This is a genomic window from Acinetobacter sp. YH12236 (assembly GCF_013417645.1).
In the GTDB taxonomy this organism is placed as follows: Bacteria; Pseudomonadota; Gammaproteobacteria; order Pseudomonadales; family Moraxellaceae; genus Acinetobacter.
On sequence record NZ_VPDM01000028.1, the window covers coordinates 1 to 19,181 of the forward strand.

Below are 19,181 nucleotides of genomic sequence, written 5' to 3' on the forward strand. Positions count from 1 at the left end.
TGTTCAAATGGCGATTCAGCGTTTAATTGGTTTTGGGAAAAAAGAAGAGTTTAAGGAAATTTTGGCAATTTTAAGAAAGCAGAATCCTGATAGGATAAGGGTTCTGTGAAATTTGTCGTGTACAGAGCACTTTTTTATAAAAATGATAGAATTGGCATACCTATAAAATTTGAAAATAAAATATAAGAGTTAAATAAAAATAAGCTAAATCTAGCCATACCTCTAAATTTAAGATTTTATTTTATTGACTAAAAAATTATTCAATTAAATTTTGATTTCATTATTTATCACAACAACCTCCACAAATAAGGAGGTTTTAAAAATTAAAAATATATTTGAAAAATAAATCAGGTTATAAAATACATAAATTATTTTTAAGAAAATATTTTAATATAGTAAGTTTTTGATTATATTTATATTTTAAAAAATAAACCTAAAGATAAAACTATTCTATTTGCTTAAAAATAAATACTCATTTAAATATATACCCCCCATAACCCTATTTATCTATCTTGAATTACTACAACTATCCATTAGCACTTTTAAAATCAAAAAACGTTATATAATCATTTATACGCCTTTTATATAGGTTGGATGATTGTGCGTTTAACCTTTCAGAAAGCTTCTATTATATTCGCCATCTTTGCATGGCTAATGCAGCTTTCTGTCTTTATTACGCCCATTTTGCAAACACATCCTGAGCTTAGGTCTGGAATCTGCAAGCAACTTGCTATTTTCAATCCACCGGAAGCCCATTCTGATCATATTAAATTAGAAGCGACACAGCCGCAGATCCAGAAATCTTTCCTATTAGCTGAACAGCGCAATGTAGAAGAAAAAATCCTGTATAGCGCAGATACTTTTTGTAAATTCTGTCTGGTTTTGGGACAGAATTTTAATCCTGTTTGGCTTGCCTGCCTTCTCATCTTACTGACATTAATTTTGGGCAAAACACCTCATCGTTTACCTGTTTCCAGTCTCAAGCGTTATCAAAAACTTTACTTAACCTTCTTCCAAAATCGTGGTCCTCCACTTTCTATCTAGTTCATAACCTAAACAGTTGTCTTAATTATTTTTAAAAATATTCAAACTACTTACTTTCAGTATGTGGTTCGACATTCCTTTTTTCCTGATTCAGGTGGAATAATAATGAATACACAAAATAATTTATTTAAATTCAGCGCACTTTCACTCGCAATTTTGACTTGTAATCTTATTCATGCAGAAGAAAGTCCAGCAAAGCAGCTCGAACAATTAGCACCTATATCCGTGATGGCCAGCCGTGGCAGTAATTTACAGGATATGGACATGAGTACGACGGTCATTGAACATGAACAGATTCAAAATGCACCACAAAGCAGTATTGACCAGATTATTAACAAAATTCCTGGCGTCTTTACTCCGGCCCGCCTATCGACCCAATTACATCCAACTAGCCAGCTCATCAGCATCCGTGGTTTTGGCACCTCCACCAATGGTTTAAATCTGGTGCTTGTCGATGGTATTCCCGCCAATGATCCTTATTTTAGAACTATCAACTGGGCCCAAATTCCTAAAGAACAGGTCGAGCGAATTGAAGTAATCCGCGGCGGTGGTGCGACCAGTTTATGGGGCAATATGGCCATGGGTGGCGTAATTAATATTGTTACCCGTCAGCCGGAACAAGGCAGTGCAATTTATGCAAGTTATGGCAGTTTTAATACGGTTAGTTACGGAGCCAGCCAAGGATGGGAGCTGTCAGAAAAATTTAAAATCGGCTTGAATTATGACGGCAGCCAGTCTGATGGCTATTGGCAGGTACCGAAACGATATCGCCATCCAGACATGAGCAAAACAGAAAATCAGGTGGATACGCTCAATGTTAAAGCCATCTATAGCCCCAATCAGCAGGATGAGTATCTACTCGCCTTACTTGCAAGCGAAACTAAAGAAGAAGGCTTGCAATATCGGGATGCTGAAAATAAATGGAATACGTTTCGCATTGCTGCCACTGGCCTCACCGAGCTGAGCCCAGACTGGAAATTGAATACATTAGCGTGGTATCAAACCAATGATATGCAGACTCAAAATGCTTCTATTCCAGGTTATAGCCTAGCAACTCCAAATAATGGCACATCGATTATCAGCCAGAAGGAAAAAGCGGAATATGACAGTTTCGGTACTTCCCTGACTGCCAATACCCAATGGAAACAATTGGAAGATATTAAATTTGGCGTTGACTATCGCCAGATTGAAGTGAAAGACCCGCTGAATATTTTTAATAGTACCGGTTTTTTGGGCAATATCACCGCAGAAGCAACGCATCAGTTTGCAGGGATTCTTGCCCAAGCTTTGTATCGTCCTGAAACCTTACCTCTGGATATTACTTTGGGTTTACGTCAGGATTTCTGGAAAGCCTCGGATGCAGAAACTTATGGACAATATGCAGGCAGCCCGATTCAAAACCGTCTAGCTGACCAAGATGAAAATCACTTTAGTCCCCGCCTCGGCTTTAAATATCATTTCAATAATCAACTGGATCTACGCGGTGCAGCCTATAAAAACTTCTCTGCACCCGGTCTGAACCAGATGTACCGTAGTTTTATCGGTGGTTCGAATTACACAGTTCCCAATACTAACCTGAAATCCCAAACCAACCGGGGAGCCGAACTGGGTTTTGATTTTAGCGATCATGCTTTAACGCTTTCTGGCACCTATTTTTATAATAAAGTGAAAGATTATATTGATTATGCGGTGGTCCGATCCGACTGTGATGCAGGCAATAATTATTGTGATACTGGGGTGAGTGCTGCTGCCACATTACGCCAGTATGTCAATGCCGGTGATGCCAAAATGCAAGGATTTGAACTTATTGCAAATGTTCAGGTGAACGATCGTATTAGCCTGAATGCGGGTTATACAAGAACCAAGTCTGAACTGACTCGCTCTAATTTAAGCGTTGCTGTAGCGCCAACCGGCCAGCAGATCGGACAGATTCCGACCTGGAATGCGACTTGGGGTGCCTCCTGGCAAGCAACAGACCAGCTGCATCTAAATGTGCAGTTACGAGAGTTTGCCGAGTATTGGAATAATACCGCGCATACCCAGCTGAATGAGGGAGCCTTAACGGTTGATCTGAGTGCAAATTATCAAGCCACTCCTCAATTACAGCTATTTGCCATTGCCCAGAATATTACAGATCAGTCTTATTATGATCAGGGTCTCAGTTATCTGGCGGATGGCAGCATCAATACTTCAAGTTCAGGTACGATTCCTCAATATGCTTTGCCTTTAAACATCACGATAGGAGCAAAGTATCGCTTTTAAAACCTGTTTAAATCGTTGCCAGGAGATAAACACTCAGCTTGTTTTGATCTCTATTCGAAGATGCCTATCCTTTCAGTGTTGAATGCTGAAACCGGTATGACCATTAGATATAACTGGATTGTATGACTAAAGCTCTTAATTATTTAAGGGCTTTTTTTTTGAATATCAAAACAAGTTGAAGCTAAGTTTTTAATATTTCATTTTCTTAAATTTCCATAACAAAAACTTGTGTTCATAAGCCTTTTTGATATGAGTATTTGAAATAAATTTTCCTTACAAAAAACTACATTTCCTATGATTTAGTATCTTGGAATTATCCAAAAAATATTTTTTATGAATAACATTAATTTATGTTATAAATTAACCCCATATTTTATGAAATTATTTATTACGTAATTAAATTACGTATTGAATAATATTCAAGATCCAGTATGATGAGTTAAATTCCTTCTTTTTCTTGTGTGCATCAGGAATCGATGCAGTTCAGCAAGTCAAAGAAGTCAGGCAAACGGATTTGTCTTCTCAATATAAAACGGCAGTGATACCTCCGTAGAGCCTGAACAGACAGTAAAAGATGAGCAATAGGATTGCTTCTAAAAAATGAGGATGTTGTATGAATGAATTAGCCAATCCATTAGAACTATGTGGATTCGAATTTATTGAATTTGTATCTGAAGATGGTCAGTTGGATCCTGTTTTCCAAGCCATCGGATTCACTAAAGTGGCGAAGCATAAATCGAAAAATGTCTATTTATGGCGCCAGGGCAATATTAATATCATTCTGAATTATCAGCCTGAATCATATGCAGCATTTTTCTATAAAGAGCACGGTCCTTCTGCTTGTGCAATGGGCTTCCGTACCAAGAATGCGGCAAAAGCTTTTCAAAAGGCGATTGAAATCGGTGCAGAACCGATTTATAGCAAAATCGGCCCAATGGAGCTTAACATCCCTGCGATTAAAGGAATCGGTGGTTCTCCAATCTTCCTGGTCGATTGTGACATTTACCAAAATGATTTTATCTTCTTTGATAATGTTCCATCGCGTCCAGTCGGCACTGGCCTGAATGAAATCGATCATTTAACGCATAATGTTTATAAAGGTCGTATGCAGTACTGGGCAGATTTCTATGAAAAGATTTTCAACTTCCAGGAAATCCGCTACTTCGATATTAAAGGCGAATACACTGGCCTGACTTCTAAGGCACTAACAGCACCAGATGGCAAGATCCGTATTCCACTGAATGAAGATTCAGACAAAGGTAATGGCCAGATCGCTGAGTTCCTGAACGAATTCAATGGAGAAGGCATTCAGCACATTGCCTTTATCTGTGATGACCTGCTTGAAACTTGGGACAAGCTGAAAGCTTTAGGCACCAAGTTCATGACGCCACCGCCAAGCACTTATTATGAAATGCTGGATGAACGTCTGCCAAATCATGGTGAGCCAGCGGATGAGCTACAAAAACGTGGCATTCTGCTCGATGGCAATACCAAAGATGGTAACAAACGCCTGCTGTTACAGATTTTCTCTGAAAACATGATTGGCCCAGTGTTCTTTGAGTTTATCCAGCGTAAAGACGATGACGGTTTCGGTGAAGGTAACTTTAAGGCCCTATTTGAATCAATCGAACGTGATCAGATCAAACGTGGTGTTTTAGACATTTCTAAAGCCTGACCTTTTTAAAACCATACCGGTGTCTATGTAGTGTCATATGCATCGGTATGGTTGCCTCTGTTTCAACGTATACGCTCGTATAACACTTAAGATTCTGCATCGATGACGGCATAAAAATAATAAAGCACATCATAGTTCAGCGCTTAATCTCACATGGATGATGAATAAAAATGCAGCACATTGAACAAGGAAACCTAAAAAAAGGTTTAAGTAACCGGCATATTCAGCTCATCGCACTCGGTGGTTCAATTGGTACCGGACTGTTTCTTGGAATTTCACAAACGATCAAGCTTGCTGGGCCTTCTGTTATTTTAGGTTATGCCATTGCAGGCTTGATTGCCTTCTTAATGATGCGCCAGCTGGGTGAAATGATTGTACATGAACCTGTGAGCGGTTCTTTTAGTCATTTCGCTTATAAATACTGGGGCAAATTTGCCGGATTTATGTCGGGCTGGAATTACTGGGTACTGAATATTCTGGTCTGTATGGCCGAATTAAGTGCCGTCGGTCTTTATATCCATTACTGGTGGCCAGAAATTCCGACTTGGGTCTCTGCCCTCGGCTTCTTCATTTTCATCAATATCATTAATTTGCTTCACGTGAAATTATTCGGTGAAATGGAGTTCTGGCTGGCGATCATTAAAGTTGGTGCAATTATTGCCATGATTGCGTTCGGTAGTTACCTACTTACTAGTGGCAGCGGCTACAGCCAGTCCAGTCTGGAAAATTTATGGCAACTCGGCGGCTTCTTCCCGAATGGGATTATGGGTCTGATTATGGCGATGGCCATGATCATGTTTGCTTTTGGCGGCATTGAACTGGTCGGGATCGCAGCCGCTGAAACCGATAACCCGAAAAAGACCTTACCTAAAGCAGTCAACCAGATTGTCTACCGTGTCCTGTTATTTTATATCCTGAGTCTGGTAGTGATTTTATCGCTTTACCCTTGGAACATGATGGCACAAGGTGGTAGTCCATTTGTGATGATTTTTGATTCTTTAGGTAGTCAAACAGTTGCTGGAGTTTTGAATTTCGTGGTGTTAACCGCAGCGGTTTCGGTATATAACAGTACTAACTACTGTACCAGCCGTATGCTGTTAGGTTTAGCCCAACAAGGTAATGCACCGAAGTTCTTAAGCAAGATTAATCAGCGTGGCATCCCTGTGAATGCAGTGATGGTTTCAGCGTTTTTCACCTTGATGTGCGTTTTATTAAATTATCTGGTGCCGGAAAAAGCCTTTAGCATGTTGATGATGCTGGTGGTTGCTGCCATCGTGATTAACTGGCTTGTTATTTCCTATACTCATTTGAAATTCAAGACATCCATGAACCGCATGCAGACCAAAACCGATTTTCCAAGTGTGGCTTATCCATTCACCAACTATTTATGTATCACATTTATGGGCGGTATTCTGCTAATTATGAGCAGCACCCCGAACATGCGTGTGGCTGTCATCATGATTCCGGTCTGGATTGGTATTCTCTCGGTTGCCTACTTCTTTAAGCGCAAACAGGAGTCTCAGACTGCTATTTTAGATAACAGCAAAATTAGCACCTTACCAGAAGCGTAATCGCATATTGATTAGATTAGGATAGATTCATGTTTCAACATATTGATACTTATGCCGGCGATCCGATTCTCTCTTTAATGGAAGAATTCAACAAAGATCAGCGTAGTAACAAAGTCAACTTAAGCATCGGCCTATATTACAACGAAGACAATATTGTGCCGCAACTAGACTCAGTGCAAAAAGCCTATACTTACCTGACCCCTGACTATAATAAAGTCCGTGTTTATTTGCCGATGGATGGTCTGAACAGCTTTAACCAGGCTGCACAGGAATTAATTTTTGGAACCTCCAGCCCTGCCCGCGAGCAAGGTCGTGTGGTCACGATTCAGACTTTGGGTGGCTCAGGTGCACTAAAAGTCGGCGCTGACTTTTTAAAGAAATATTTTCCAGAATCTGAAATATGGGTGAGCCAGCCGACTTGGGAAAACCATATTGCGATCTTTAACGGTGCGGGTATTCAAACCCATTTCTATCCTTATTATGATGCTGAAACCAATGCCGTTAATGTCCCGGCGATGCTGGATTGCTTAAAACAACTGCCCGCTCACAGTATTGTGTTAATGCACCCATGCTGTCATAACCCGACTGGTGCAGATTTACAGCCACATGAATGGGATCAGGTCATTGAAGTATTAAAATCTCAATCCTTAATTCCGTTCCTAGATATGGCGTATCAAGGTTTCGGTCAGGGTCTGGAACAAGATGCCTATGCCATTCGTGCACTTGATCAAGCCGGTATGAATTTCATCGTCAGCCATTCATTTTCCAAAATCTTCTCTTTATATGGAGAACGGATTGGTAGCTTAAGTTTTGTTTGCGATGATTCCACAAGCGCACAAAATGTTTTAGGCCAGTTAAAAGCCACAGTTCGCCGGATTTATTCAAGTCCAGCGGCCAATGGTGCGCTATTGGTCAGTCAGGTGTTAAATACTCCTGAACTGTTTCAGCAATGGCAGGTTGAAGTTGAAGAAATGCGCCAGCGTATTTTACGCATGCGTGGCTTACTCAAAGAAAAATTGTCTCAGGCATTGCCAGAACTTGATTTCAGCTACCTGACTCAACAGCAAGGTATGTTTAGCTATACTGGTTTAACTGCTGAGCAAGTGGATCTGTTAAAACAGCATTATGGTATTTATCTGGTTCGTAGTGGCCGGATGTGTACAGCAGGCCTGAACCTCAGCAATATTGATTATGTTGCCGAGTCGATGGCTGCGGTGATTAAAATGGAGAATGAAGCTGAACCATTGATCGCTTAAAAAACAGTAAGTTTTTAAAAGCCTTCTAGCTTGAGTGCTCGAAGGCTTTTTTTATGAATGGTGATTTGATCTTTTTAAATAAAAATAGAGTCAGGTCATGTTCTTGGGCAAAATCCGTAACCACTTGGATATCTATTCTTATTTCATCTGGATACTTTTTGATTTGGAATTAATGAGATTGTATGAAACCGTGGGACATTACTTCTTTATTATTCGTGAAACATAAAAAATCATAAAAAAAGCCCAATCTAAGATGATCGAGCTTCTTATCACAATTTAAATATATGATTTATATAAATAAAAATAATTAAGTATAACGTGTATTATGTTAATTTTAGGAGATCTTAAGATTATTCTCCAATCAATTTCATATCCTTTTCATCCCACCAATGTTGAGCATAGATTTCAGGATTACTTGTAAGTATCTCATTCAAAATATCAGCTACAAATGTTAGTTGCTCTGATATATCAATTTTCTTAAAAAATCCTTTCTTAATTATTGGCCTGCAAGGATCTATGAAAACCAAAAAACCATTTTCATACTCTTGATAATGATTACATCCAACCCAAATACCTTTAAATTTTTCGTCCGCTAAGGGTATTAAATATCCCCAATCCTCATTTATGAAATCTGATACATTTAAGCCATACTTAGGAAGTTCTTCTGATAAGTATTTTGCTAATGTATGTCCCCAAATTTGTCTGTCCCACTCTTCTTTCTCTTCAGAGGTTGGAGGAAAGTTATCAGATCGAAACTCTATATGTGTTTTTAATAAGGTCATAATTTTTATTCTTTAATATTGAATTATAAAAATAAAAGTTATTATAAAAATTGTCTATATTGCGACATAATTTTTAATTTTTTTAAAATTAATTAGTTAAACCAAATTGATACTTTAATTTAAAATAAAGGCTGTTATACAAACTCTAAAGCGACCAAGAGTTAGAAATCTCTGTTCAATTTTCTGTGAAATTGCATATCATTAAAATAAGAATAAGCATTCTTATTTTACTTCATAATTAAGCCACTTTTTAATTTCTCTCTAACGATCAAATGCTGGATATAAAAAAGATCCAGTACCTCAATCAGGTCTGGATCTATGAAATGACTAAAAGTGATCTGCAATTAATGAAAGTGTTAGACAGCGACCTCTGGATTAAATAAGGCATCAATCTGTTGCTGAATCCCTAGCAGATAATCAATAGCTTGTTGCATTTGATCTGCTGGCAACTGGTCTTCGGTGCCGATACAGGTAATCACATGATCAAGCTGTCGGCTGAAGTTATATACCGGAATCGCCACTGCATGAATGCCTGCCATCATATCACCGGTCACTGACGCATAACCCTGCTGCAGGATTTTCTCTTTAAGCTGCAAGAATTCTTCCCAGTTCGCAGGATATTGACCTGCTTTAGCGCTACTCGCCCACTCTTTTTCCAGTAAAGGCTTGATGATGTGTTCTGGCTGAAGGCAGGCATGTAAACGACCAGTTGCCGATTTTAGCAAAGGCATACGCGAGCCGACCCGGGTAATAATATTAAATACATGGTTGGATTCAAGCGACTGAACCACCACAGCACCATCGGCGAACCATTTACTGACATGAATACTGCAATTTAAATGCTGCTGAATCTGCGTAATATATTTTTGGGTTAATTCCAGCATATCGGTACGCTTTAAGGCATTAACGCCAAATGCGTGAGCACGCTCACCCAGGCTATATCGCCCGTCACTGAGCTGCTGGGCATACCCTTTACGTATCAAGCTCACCACATAGCGATGCACTTTTGCAGGATGCATAGACAGGACTTCTGACAGCTCTTTTAACATCATCGGTGCATTATGTTCAGTCAATGCATCGAGTACAGTTAATCCTACTTCTAGAGACTGCACCCCTCCCTGTAATTTTTCTTCCTCAACGTTCATCGTTTCATCCTGCATATACGCATTAATTTTCATGGCTCTATAAAACCATTGTACTACCGAAATCAAAAATTTTGTTCGGCCAAATCTGATTCCAGATTCAGATCATAGCCGCATATTAACAAATTTACATTATACATAATCAAATTATTTATTGCGTAATTTAAAAATATAAGTATGATTCTGTATAGAACTTAAATTTTCCACGGAAAGGATTCATATTTATGACGACGCGTTTAAAGTCATTTATCGACATCGCTCCTGATTCAGATTTCCCTTTAGAAAACTTGCCTTATGGTATTTTCAGTAATGAGCAAAACACCCAACCACGTGCTGGGGTGGCACTTGGAGAATGGGTGGTTGATCTAGCAGCATTGGAAGCAAAGGGTTATTTAAAGCTGGAACAAGATCAGCAATTTTTTAATCAGCCAACTTTGAATAGTTTTATTGAGTTGGGTAAAGCCAACTGGTCTAAAGTACGAGCAGAGTTACAGACGCTGTTGTCAGCAGATCATGCCGAATTGCGTGACAATCAGGAACTCCGTGATCAGGTTTTCTTTAAACAGTCAGACGTCAAAATGCATCTGCCGGTGCGTATTCCGGGCTATACCGATTTCTATTCGTCCAAAGAACATGCCACTAATGTCGGCTGTATGTTCCGTGATCCAAAAAATGCACTGTTAGCCAACTGGTCAGAACTTCCGGTCGGTTATAACGGTCGTGCCAGCTCCGTGATTGTCAGCGGTACAGAGATCGTGCGTCCATCTGGACAGATCAAGTTACCGGATTCTGAACGCCCAGTCTTTTCTGCATGCCGCAAACTCGACTTCGAACTGGAAACCGGTTTTATTATTGGCAAGCCAAATCATCTGGGTGAGCCAATTGCGATTGAAAATGCCTGGGACCACATTTTTGGTATGGTGCTATTTAATGACTGGTCGGCGCGCGATTTGCAGCAATGGGAATATGTGCCCCTAGGTCCATTCAATGCCAAAACTTTCGCTTCTTCGATCTCGCCATGGATCGTAACCATGGAAGCGCTTGAACCATTTAAAACCGGTTCACCTGTTCAGGATCCAAAACCTCTGGCTTATCTGCATGAAGATAACAGCAGTAATAGCTATGACATTAACCTGTCTGTTGAAATTCAGCCTGAAAATTCAGACCAGGCTGATGTCATCTGCGAAACCAATTTCAAATATATGTACTGGTCGATGGCACAGCAACTGGCTCATCACACTATTGCAGGGTGTAATGTTCAGGTCGGTGATCTGATGGGTTCAGGTACGATTTCAGGTCCTACGCCTAACTCTTATGGTTCATTACTGGAAATCACCTGGAATGCCACCAAGCCACTGACTTTGTCGAATGGTGAACAACGCACCTTCATTCAGGACGGCGACACCGTGATCATGAAAGGTCATTGTGAAAAAGAGGGTCTGCGTATCGGTTTCGGTGCTGTGAGCGGCAAAATCTTGCCAGCGATTGATTTCGGTTTTACTGAATAGTCCGGGGTGAAATCATGACCATGCAACTGTATACCTATTTTCGGAGTTCGGCCGCTTACCGGGTTCGTATTGCGCTCAACCTGAAAGGACTCGAAGCAGAACATATCCCGGTTCATCTGGTGAACAATGGCGGCGAACAGCATAGTGAAACATTTCGTCGGGTCAATCCGGGTGAGCTGGTCCCTGCCTTAATTGAAGATGATTTCACGCTGACCCAGTCGCTCAGCATGATTGAATATCTGGAAGAAAAATTTCCGGAAACTCCCCTGTTGCCCAAGAATTTGCAACAGCGTGCCCTGATCCGGGCCTTTAGTCTGAATATTGCCTGTGACATTCATCCACTCAACAATCTGCGTGTACTTCAGCACCTCAGTAAAACCCTGAATGCCAGCGATGAACAGAAAACCGAATGGTACAGACACTGGGTCGTCACCGGCTTAAAAGCGATTGAAGCTCAATTAACGCATTCAAATGGCCAATTCTGTTTTGGAGATCAGCCTAGCCTTGCAGATTGCTGTTTGATTCCACAGGTATATAACGCTAAACGTTTCAAAATCGATCTTTCGGATTTTCCGAAAATTGAATCGATTTATGCCCATTGCACTTCACTGGACGCATTTCAAAAAGCTGCACCTGAAGCGCAGCCCGATGCAGCATAAGAATATATAAGGATATAAACATGACCATTCAAATCGAAAAAATTCACCATGTCGCCTACCGCTGTAAAGATGCTAAAGAAACCGTGGAATGGTACAAAAAGAACCTGAACATGGACTTTATTCTGGCTTTTGCTGAGGACCATGTTCCTTCTACTAAAGCTTTCGACCCGTATATGCATCTGTTTTTAGATGCTGGTAATGGCAATGTACTGGCCTTCTTTGAACTACCCACCCAACCGGAAATGGGTCGTGATGAAAACACCCCGAAATGGGTGCAGCACATTGCCTTAAAAGTGAAAGATCGTCAGGCACTGGTTCAGGCCAAAGAGCATCTGGAAGCCAATGGCGTAGATGTACTGGGCATTACCAATCACGGCATTTTCCATTCAATTTACTTCTTCGATCCAAATGGCCACCGTCTGGAACTGGCTTATGATGATGAAAAAGCACCACAGAAAATCGCCATGATTACCGAAGAAATGAAGTATGACATGCTGGAACAATGGAGCAAAACCAAACGCGCGCCTTCACATACCCACTTCCTGCATGCGGATGAATTAGACCATAGCGCTCGTGAAGCCAAGATGGACGCTTGAATTTTAAGAAAAGGATTTCTGATGAATAAAGTCATTGCCAATGCTCAGGAAGCTTTAACGGATATCGTGGCAGATCATCAAACGCTCGCCGTTGGCGGATTTGGTTTATGCGGTATTCCTGAAGCACTCATTGAAGCTTTAAAAAATACTGGTGTGATTGGCCTGACCTGTATTTCCAATAATGCCGGTGTGGATGATTTTGGTTTGGGCAAATTGCTGCAAACTAAACAGATCAAAAAAATGATTTCTTCTTATGTCGGTGAGAACAAGGAATTTGAGCGCCAATATCTGAATGGTGAACTGGAAGTAGAGCTGACACCTCAAGGCACACTGGCTGAAAAATTACGTGCTGGCGGTGCTGGAATTCCTGCTTTCTACACTCAAACAGGTGTTGGCACATTGGTTGCCGAAGGCAAAGAAGTCCGTGAATTTGATGGTAAAGAGTTTATTCTGGAAAAGTCATTAACCGCGGATGTGGCATTGGTTAAAGCCTATAAAGCGGATAAGGCAGGCAATTTGGTCTTCCGTAAAACTGCGCGTAATTTCAATCCTGAATGTGCGATGGCCGGTAAAATCACTGTGGCTGAAGTTGAACAGGTTGTAGAGATTGGTGAACTTGATCCGGATGATATTCATCTACCTGGAATTTATGTCAATCGAATCATCGTTAATGCTGCACCGGAAAAGCGAATTGAACAGATGACCTTAAAGGCAGGAGCATAATCATGGCCTGGACTCGAAATGAAATGGCTCAGCGTGCGGCACAGGAACTGGAAGATGGTTTCTATGTCAATCTCGGTATTGGCTTGCCAACCTTGGTCGCCAACTATATTCCAGAAAATATCAATGTCTGGCTCCAGTCTGAAAATGGCCTCTTAGGCATTGATGAATTCCCGACTGCAGAAACAGTTGATGCAGACCTGATTAATGCCGGTAAACAGACAGTCACTGCCCGCAAAGGTGCTGCCTTCTTCTCAAGTGCTGAATCCTTTGCCATGATTCGCGGGGGCCACGTGAATATTGCGATTTTAGGTGCGATGGAAGTCTCTGAAACAGGTGATCTGGCCAACTGGATGATTCCGGGCAAGAAAGTCAAAGGTATGGGCGGTGCCATGGATCTGGTAGCAGGCGTGCAGAAAGTTGTCGTTCTAATGGAGCATACGGCGAAAGACGGTTCACCGAAAATCGTTCCTCAATGTACCTTGCCGCTGACCGGTAAAGGTGTCGTCAACCGGATCATTACGGATCTCGGTGTGATGGATATTACTTCACGCGGAGTGGTTTTGGTAGAACTCGCTCAAGATGTCACACTGGAGCAGATTAAAGCTGCGACTAGAGTTAAGCTGATTACAGATAGACTTGAAGCTGCCTGATTAATAGTTGGTCACTTTTAATAATCTCTGTTTAGTTAAGATAATATGAATCTGATACGAGTTTTTATCTTTATTATCCTATACAAAAAAATAGCCTTAGATCTTTTCGATTTAAGGCTATTTCTAATTTAGGTAATGATAGGAATTAAATTCCGAAACCCATTAACTTTAAATCATCATACGTCTAAACAAATTTTACCAATATGTTTGCCATCACGTTGATATTCGAAAGCTGCCTGAATTTCCTCTAGCGGGAACACTTTATCAATCATTGGATGAATATCTGTTGCTTCCAATGCTCTGATCATATCCTGCTGTTCAGAACGATTTCCTACCGTTACGCCTTTAATAGTCAGCTGTTTCGCCATAATTGCAGCTGTTGGCACATCTCCACTAATACCCGTAAATACGCCAATCAAGGTAATGTGTCCGCTTATACGAGAAGCTGCAATAGATTGAGCAAGCGTACCCGGTCCACCGATTTCGACCACATGGTCAACACCCCGGTTGCCTGTCATCTCAAAGATTTTCTTGCCCCAGTTTTCTTCTTCGCGGTAATTTACAACACCCGCAACGCCCTGTTCGAGAAGCCATTTTGCTTTTTCCTTTGATGAAGTCGTTGCCCACACCCTTGCGCCCATCTTCAGGGCAAACTGAAGTGCAAATATTGAAACACCACCTGTTCCAAGGATTAGCACATCGTCTCCCGCTTTGATTTTTCCTTCCACCACAAGTGCACGCCATGCGGTTAATCCAGCCGTTGGTAGGGTTGCTGCTTCATGATGAGTCCAGCCTTTGGGAGCATGAGTAAACCAGTTTTCAGGTCGAACTACATATGAAGTTGCATAGCCATCAATTCCATCACCTGGCGTATAGCTAAAATCAGCTTGCGGACACTCAGCTTTCACCCAGTTAGGGAAAAACAGGGAAACGACATGATCTCCAACAGCAAATTCAGCCACCCCTTCGCCGATTTCTTCAACGACTCCCGCCCCGTCAGCCATCAACAGTCGACCTGGATCTGCAGGAAGAACTCCTATTGCGACGTTATAATCATGGAAATTAAGCGAGTTACTGAGAATTCGAACTCTAATCTCTCCATGACCCGGCTTTCCAGGATCGTTAATATCTGCCAATTCTATTTGATCTAAACCTGGTGTTTGACCTCGTAAAGCTGCTTTCATAAATTTGACTCTGTTTATTAAGCTATTGGTTTGTCATCTTATAACTTGGATTATAACGTTTACGTAGTTTTCTCATAAACACGAACAAAAAACGTTTACATCTTTACCCAACCCTTAGAAAAAGATCTGAAAGAACTTTTAAAATCATCCTCTATCGAATTTAAAAAAATCCATTCCTCTCCAAATTAAAAAGACTAAAATTTCATCAACTCAAATGCCTCAATTAAACAATTATTCATCTAAATTTTAAGATCTCACTTCCTCTACAAATCGATTTTTTACATTCTTTCTTAAATTTTCTGGACTATGAAATAACATGAATAATCTTGGAACAAGTAAAATTTTTTAAATCATTTCTGATTAAATTTTAATCAATTTATTCTATTTGAGGATTTTTAATCAGCAACAACTATAAAAAATGCGAAAATTTTTAAGTCTTTATTTATATCAATAAATTTGTCTAAAAATTATTTTATTTACATATATATCAATAATATTATTAAAATATAATTACATTAACTAATAATTAAAAATAATTAAAAATAACATTATGTAACTGTTTCGTAAATTTTTTTAAGGTTTTTTTATTCAAAAAAAACTATAGTGGCGCAGCAGTTAGCCATCATTAAAAAAATAGGAAATGGATATGAAAACATCAAATAGTTTGGGTAAAGGAATAGTCGTAGCTGCCCTCATTGCTACTACACAAATGAGTTATGCAGAATTTAAAAGATTCTCTGTATCTACCGGATGGTTACATATCAAATCACAAGGAAATGCCAATCCGATGCGAATTAAAACTGGCGTGGAAGAAGGAAGATCTGCTCGAGTAGGAGATATTACAGGTGATACCATCCGATCAAATATTGATTACAACAAGACTGATTTAACACCAGCTGAACAAGGTCTAATTGGGACAATCACCAGACCATTTTTGAATTATCCATCAATGTTTGACTGGATGCGTGATGGTTTTTATAACGAATTCGGGGATGATCCTGAAAAATTAAGAGATGCATTAACCAGTTTAACCGGTACGGCTGAGATTTCTGGCTTATCAAACTGGAACTCAAATGCGGGTATAGAAGTCGAAGATATTGATACTTTGGGCTTAATGCTGGACTACTATGTGAATGAAAATGTTTCTCTGCAAATGATTGGAGGCATTCCACCAAAAGTCGATTTGAAGGGTAAAGGACAAGTCTACGCACCATTTTCAGCAGTAGGTCATCCTATCGCGCCAAACCAGAACTTATATTTGAAAAATGATATTCTCATTACTGACTTAGATAAATATGATACTGCTGCTTCTGCACGTGCTTGGACACCTGCACTTGAGGCGATTTATCACTTTGGCAAACCGGGTGTTAACAAGTTCCGACCTTATATCGGTGCCGGTGTCATGTTTGCTCATTACACTGATATTAAATTAAATGGCGGCGTTAAAAATGATCTGATTGCAGCTGGCCACATGATTCAAAATATCTATGATGGTGAAGCAGGAGCAGCGCTCGAGGGTAGAGTTTCAAGTGGAGATATCCAAGTAAAAACCACCGCAGATGATGCTATTGCACCTATCGTCTCATTAGGTTTTAACTATGATTTAAACTCTAGCTGGTATGCAACTGCTTCAGTTTCTTATGCAAAATTAAATAATAAGACCGATATCACGGTGACCAATAAAAATACGGGCGAGAAACTGATTCAGGCCTCTACCAAAATTGATGTCGATCCGCTAATTTCCTATGTGGGTATAGGTTATCGTTTTTAATTTTCATCAATTCTTATTTTAATTTTTTCAAGCACTGTCCCTTCTTTCCTTTGAGGCATGCATGATTATGCCACCACACGATCCGTGTGGTTTTTTTTGCATGTCACATTTGTAAGGCTTTCATTATTTCCTATGAAAGCCTTTTTTACTATTTATCAATATGAACTACTTTTCGATATTCTGGATTTCATAAGGAATAGATAAGTTTTCACAATCTTGGCCACTTGCTTCTAAAGGTAAGAACTGGGTGCTCATGCTATGTTTCAGTACGCCTTTCGATGTGTAGTCAAACTGATACATCTGCTGGTGAATATAAACATCATTTACATTTAATGCCGCTATTTCATCTACATCACAGCTCATTACACGCATAGGTGCTTCGGCGCCAAGTTCTGCTAATTCGATTAGATAGTTGCATGAAGGATGTAAAATCGTTTTAGGCTGCTCTGATTGATTTTCCCAACGGACCTGTAAAACAAGCTGATTCACAACTTCATCAGATGGTGTAATTTCAAGTGACTGATTTTCTTCCATCACTTCTAAAGTAGTCGGATCTAGAAATTGAAGAGTACGCTTAACCCCCTGACAATCATCCGTTTTTGGTTTTGACAGCCAAATTGAGTAAGAATCCTTCAAAGGAACTCTCTCAACCACGATATCCACGCCAGAAGGTGGTTTTCCTCCGGTTCCAGTTCCACCTTTTACGACACCTGCCGAAAACTCTTCTCCACAACCAGCTAACAACGTTGCGCAGACAATAGGCAATAAAATTCTTTTTTTATGTATCACTTTGATATATCCCTAAACAAAATGTCTGATTCGCATCAGATTTTCCTTCATCCAATTCACTACGTTCTAAAGCCAGTTTGAATAAGTCTTCAGAATATTTTTCCCATAATTCCAGTGAATGCTTTTTAAGAATTTCAACTGATTCGCTCGTCAGTTCATCTGCCCGTATACTTTCTTCTAAAAAACTCGTTTGTTCCGGACAAAAAATATTATGTAAACCCGCCTGCATATGGCTTTGTAAATTATCAGTCAATAGCTTGCGTATATCTTGTGAAGATTGATCCGGAATAAAACTTCTTTTCTCTAAAATGACTTGTTTTTTTTCCTGCCTGACAATTCCAAGACGCACCAATTCATTCAGTACCGATCTGGGATGCATTTCCTTTGATACCCTATGGACTAATTTTACAAATGAATCTTGATCAGGATTATGAAAAGGCAGCTGTTCTGACCACTCTTCTGCTACCCATATCCCGACTACTCGGCCAGGAATATTCAATGCTTCCGTTTTGCCGGTATCAGTAATTAAGTAGCCATCTTCAATTGCTTGTTTGAAAGTAGTGATATCTTTACGGTGCAACCCTGACAATAAGCTGATTGCGGATATGGTGGCTTTTTTCTCAAGAGTTTCCAGTTCATTCACGGCTTGCAAATAAAAGATAGGCTTTAAAGCGGCAGAAAATTCTGTATAGCCCACCCCGGAGCGAATAAGCCATTTCGTTAAATGGTTCATTAGCAACAAAACTTGCTGTAAATTAAATTCAGTATCATTTGTGGGTGAATTGCTCATAGGGTCAATATTTTCCCAACTTCCAAAATAAAAAAGTTTCTAAGGTTCCATATTTAAAGCTATTTTGATGAATCTTAGAAAGAGAAAAGAATTTATCTTAAAATCTCTCACAATAATAATAAAATCTAATAAATATCTCGACTCGGAAGTCTCTCTATTTAAATACATATCTGGAAAACTAAGTTTTATTCCAGTTTTTAAAAAATTATCTCTTTAATATAAAACCTATCAGCAATTATCAATCATTATTCGCCTTTGAATAATTAAGTTTTAACTATGATTAATTAAATACTTTAAGTAATCAGCTAATATTAAAAAACTTTTTCATCTTAAACTGAATTTGGTAAACGCTTAAAATAAACATGTAGCCAATAAAAAAGCCACTTAATATAAGTGGCTGATTTATAGCAAGAATTTTGGTGGAGATGGCGGGAGTTGAACCCGCGTCCGCCAACACTACGCTCGAGAATACTACATGCTTAGATATCGTCTATTGTTTTAACACCAAGAGACCCGACGAACAGGGTTCAAGGTGCGATCCTCTAGATTTGGTATAAAGCCCCGAGGCTTGACTCTATACGGACTTGTGTGCGTTCGCTTCAGTCGGGATCTCTAACCACAAGTATTCAGAGATGCGGACAAGCAGCCCTTAGGCTGCTAGAGCGTAAGTTTCGTCGTTTGCGACTATTTAAATGCAAATTTTATTTACGAGAGAAAATGCGCTCTCGGCATGCATCTATGAGTTTCATCATCGGCGTCGAAGCCAAGAACATCCCCAA

The 19,181-nt window shown here is 39.8% G+C and carries 16 protein-coding genes and 1 other RNA gene; 11 read left to right on the forward strand and 6 right to left on the reverse strand.

All coding sequences use genetic code 11. The features are described from left to right. The first annotated feature begins 600 nt into the window (after positions 1-600). The 5 genes from FTV14_RS12000 (at position 601) to FTV14_RS12020 (ending at position 7,808) form a co-directional block, all read left to right on the forward strand. On the forward strand, positions 601-1,044 hold the full coding sequence (locus tag FTV14_RS12000) for a hypothetical protein (RefSeq protein ID WP_180053932.1): 444 nt from the start codon (positions 601-603) through the stop codon (positions 1,042-1,044). A gap of 105 nt (positions 1,045-1,149) precedes the next feature. After that, entirely contained in the window at positions 1,150-3,306 is a 2,157-nt protein-coding gene (locus FTV14_RS12005) for a TonB-dependent receptor (protein ID WP_180053933.1), read from the forward strand. 613 nt (positions 3,307-3,919) lie between these two features. Next, a complete protein-coding gene (hppD, locus tag FTV14_RS12010; protein ID WP_004811022.1) occupies positions 3,920-4,981 on the forward strand; it encodes a 4-hydroxyphenylpyruvate dioxygenase in 1,062 nt (353 codons plus the stop codon). Positions 4,982-5,151: 170 nt separating this feature from the next. Further along, a complete protein-coding gene (locus FTV14_RS12015; RefSeq protein WP_180053934.1) occupies positions 5,152-6,552 on the forward strand; it encodes an amino acid permease in 1,401 nt (466 codons plus the stop codon). Positions 6,553-6,581: 29 nt separating this feature from the next. After that, positions 6,582-7,808, forward strand: coding sequence for an amino acid aminotransferase (locus tag FTV14_RS12020; RefSeq protein WP_005221151.1), 1,227 nt, complete (start codon positions 6,582-6,584; stop codon positions 7,806-7,808). A gap of 350 nt (positions 7,809-8,158) precedes the next feature. On the opposite strand, the gene FTV14_RS12025 is transcribed toward FTV14_RS12020, so the two are convergent. Together FTV14_RS12025 and FTV14_RS12030 are read right to left on the reverse strand one after the other, a co-directional pair. Further along, entirely contained in the window at positions 8,159-8,590 is a 432-nt protein-coding gene (locus FTV14_RS12025; RefSeq protein ID WP_005221150.1) for a hypothetical protein, read from the reverse strand. 356 nt (positions 8,591-8,946) lie between these two features. Beyond that, positions 8,947-9,768 carry an IclR family transcriptional regulator gene (locus FTV14_RS12030; protein ID WP_180053935.1) on the reverse strand — a complete coding sequence of 274 codons (822 nt, stop codon included), beginning with the start codon at positions 9,766-9,768 and terminating at the stop codon, positions 8,947-8,949. Positions 9,769-9,956: 188 nt separating this feature from the next. Between FTV14_RS12030 and fahA the strand changes: the two genes are divergently transcribed. The 5 genes from fahA to FTV14_RS12055 are packed head-to-tail and all read left to right on the forward strand — an operon-like array spanning position 9,957 to position 13,868. Further along, positions 9,957-11,240, forward strand: a complete 1,284-nt coding sequence (gene fahA / locus FTV14_RS12035) for a fumarylacetoacetase (RefSeq protein WP_180053936.1) — start codon at positions 9,957-9,959, stop codon at positions 11,238-11,240. A gap of 20 nt (positions 11,241-11,260) precedes the next feature. Beyond that, positions 11,261-11,899, forward strand: a complete 639-nt coding sequence (maiA, locus tag FTV14_RS12040) for a maleylacetoacetate isomerase (protein ID WP_180053951.1) — start codon at positions 11,261-11,263, stop codon at positions 11,897-11,899. A gap of 20 nt (positions 11,900-11,919) precedes the next feature. Next, entirely contained in the window at positions 11,920-12,495 is a 576-nt protein-coding gene (locus FTV14_RS12045) for a VOC family protein (RefSeq protein WP_004783206.1), read from the forward strand. A gap of 21 nt (positions 12,496-12,516) precedes the next feature. Continuing rightward, complete coding sequence (locus FTV14_RS12050; RefSeq protein WP_180053937.1) at positions 12,517-13,218, forward strand: CoA transferase subunit A; 702 nt, start codon at positions 12,517-12,519, stop codon at positions 13,216-13,218. Between the two features lie 2 nt (positions 13,219-13,220). After that, positions 13,221-13,868, forward strand: coding sequence for a CoA transferase subunit B (locus FTV14_RS12055; protein WP_180053938.1), 648 nt, complete (start codon positions 13,221-13,223; stop codon positions 13,866-13,868). 176 nt (positions 13,869-14,044) lie between these two features. Here FTV14_RS12055 and FTV14_RS12060 read toward each other — a convergent pair whose 3' ends face one another. After that, positions 14,045-15,052, reverse strand: coding sequence for an NAD(P)-dependent alcohol dehydrogenase (locus FTV14_RS12060; protein ID WP_180053939.1), 1,008 nt, complete (start codon positions 15,050-15,052; stop codon positions 14,045-14,047). A gap of 646 nt (positions 15,053-15,698) precedes the next feature. On the opposite strand from FTV14_RS12060, the gene FTV14_RS12065 reads away from it, so the two are divergent. Further along, positions 15,699-16,823 carry an OmpW family protein gene (locus tag FTV14_RS12065; RefSeq protein WP_180053940.1) on the forward strand — a complete coding sequence of 375 codons (1,125 nt, stop codon included), beginning with the start codon at positions 15,699-15,701 and terminating at the stop codon, positions 16,821-16,823. Positions 16,824-16,988: 165 nt separating this feature from the next. On the opposite strand, the gene FTV14_RS12070 is transcribed toward FTV14_RS12065, so the two are convergent. The 3 genes from FTV14_RS12070 to ssrA all read right to left on the reverse strand — a co-directional run bounded on the left by FTV14_RS12070 (position 16,989) and on the right by ssrA (position 19,179). After that, positions 16,989-17,612: a hypothetical protein gene (locus FTV14_RS12070; protein WP_180053941.1), complete on the reverse strand. Its 624-nt coding sequence runs from the start codon at positions 17,610-17,612 to the stop codon at positions 16,989-16,991. Then, positions 17,602-18,402 (reverse strand): DUF6502 family protein, encoded by an 801-nt coding sequence (locus FTV14_RS12075; protein WP_180053942.1) that lies wholly within the window; start codon positions 18,400-18,402, stop codon positions 17,602-17,604. Before FTV14_RS12075 ends, FTV14_RS12070 begins: the two co-directional genes overlap by 11 nt. Positions 18,403-18,819: 417 nt before the next feature. After that, positions 18,820-19,179: a transfer-messenger RNA gene (ssrA, locus tag FTV14_RS12080) on the reverse strand. Positions 19,180-19,181 lie beyond the last annotated feature (2 nt).

What these genes read in the sequence shown, in the direction of transcription:
- FTV14_RS12005 (WP_180053933.1), top strand. Translation starts at nt 1,150, where the DNA reads ATGAATACACAAAATAATTTATTTAAATTCAGCGCACTTTCACTCGCA.
- hppD (WP_004811022.1), top strand. Translation starts at nt 3,920, where the DNA reads ATGAATGAATTAGCCAATCCATTAGAACTATGTGGATTCGAATTTATT.
- FTV14_RS12015 (WP_180053934.1), top strand. Translation starts at nt 5,152, where the DNA reads ATGCAGCACATTGAACAAGGAAACCTAAAAAAAGGTTTAAGTAACCGG.
- FTV14_RS12020 (WP_005221151.1), top strand. Translation starts at nt 6,582, where the DNA reads ATGTTTCAACATATTGATACTTATGCCGGCGATCCGATTCTCTCTTTA.
- FTV14_RS12025 (WP_005221150.1), bottom strand. Translation starts at nt 8,590, where the DNA reads ATGACCTTATTAAAAACACATATAGAGTTTCGATCTGATAACTTTCCT.
- FTV14_RS12030 (WP_180053935.1), bottom strand. Translation starts at nt 9,768, where the DNA reads ATGAAAATTAATGCGTATATGCAGGATGAAACGATGAACGTTGAGGAA.
- fahA (WP_180053936.1), top strand. Translation starts at nt 9,957, where the DNA reads ATGACGACGCGTTTAAAGTCATTTATCGACATCGCTCCTGATTCAGAT.
- maiA (WP_180053951.1), top strand. Translation starts at nt 11,261, where the DNA reads ATGCAACTGTATACCTATTTTCGGAGTTCGGCCGCTTACCGGGTTCGT.
- FTV14_RS12045 (WP_004783206.1), top strand. Translation starts at nt 11,920, where the DNA reads ATGACCATTCAAATCGAAAAAATTCACCATGTCGCCTACCGCTGTAAA.
- FTV14_RS12050 (WP_180053937.1), top strand. Translation starts at nt 12,517, where the DNA reads ATGAATAAAGTCATTGCCAATGCTCAGGAAGCTTTAACGGATATCGTG.
- FTV14_RS12055 (WP_180053938.1), top strand. Translation starts at nt 13,221, where the DNA reads ATGGCCTGGACTCGAAATGAAATGGCTCAGCGTGCGGCACAGGAACTG.
- FTV14_RS12060 (WP_180053939.1), bottom strand. Translation starts at nt 15,052, where the DNA reads ATGAAAGCAGCTTTACGAGGTCAAACACCAGGTTTAGATCAAATAGAA.
- FTV14_RS12065 (WP_180053940.1), top strand. Translation starts at nt 15,699, where the DNA reads ATGAAAACATCAAATAGTTTGGGTAAAGGAATAGTCGTAGCTGCCCTC.
- FTV14_RS12075 (WP_180053942.1), bottom strand. Translation starts at nt 18,402, where the DNA reads ATGAGCAATTCACCCACAAATGATACTGAATTTAATTTACAGCAAGTT.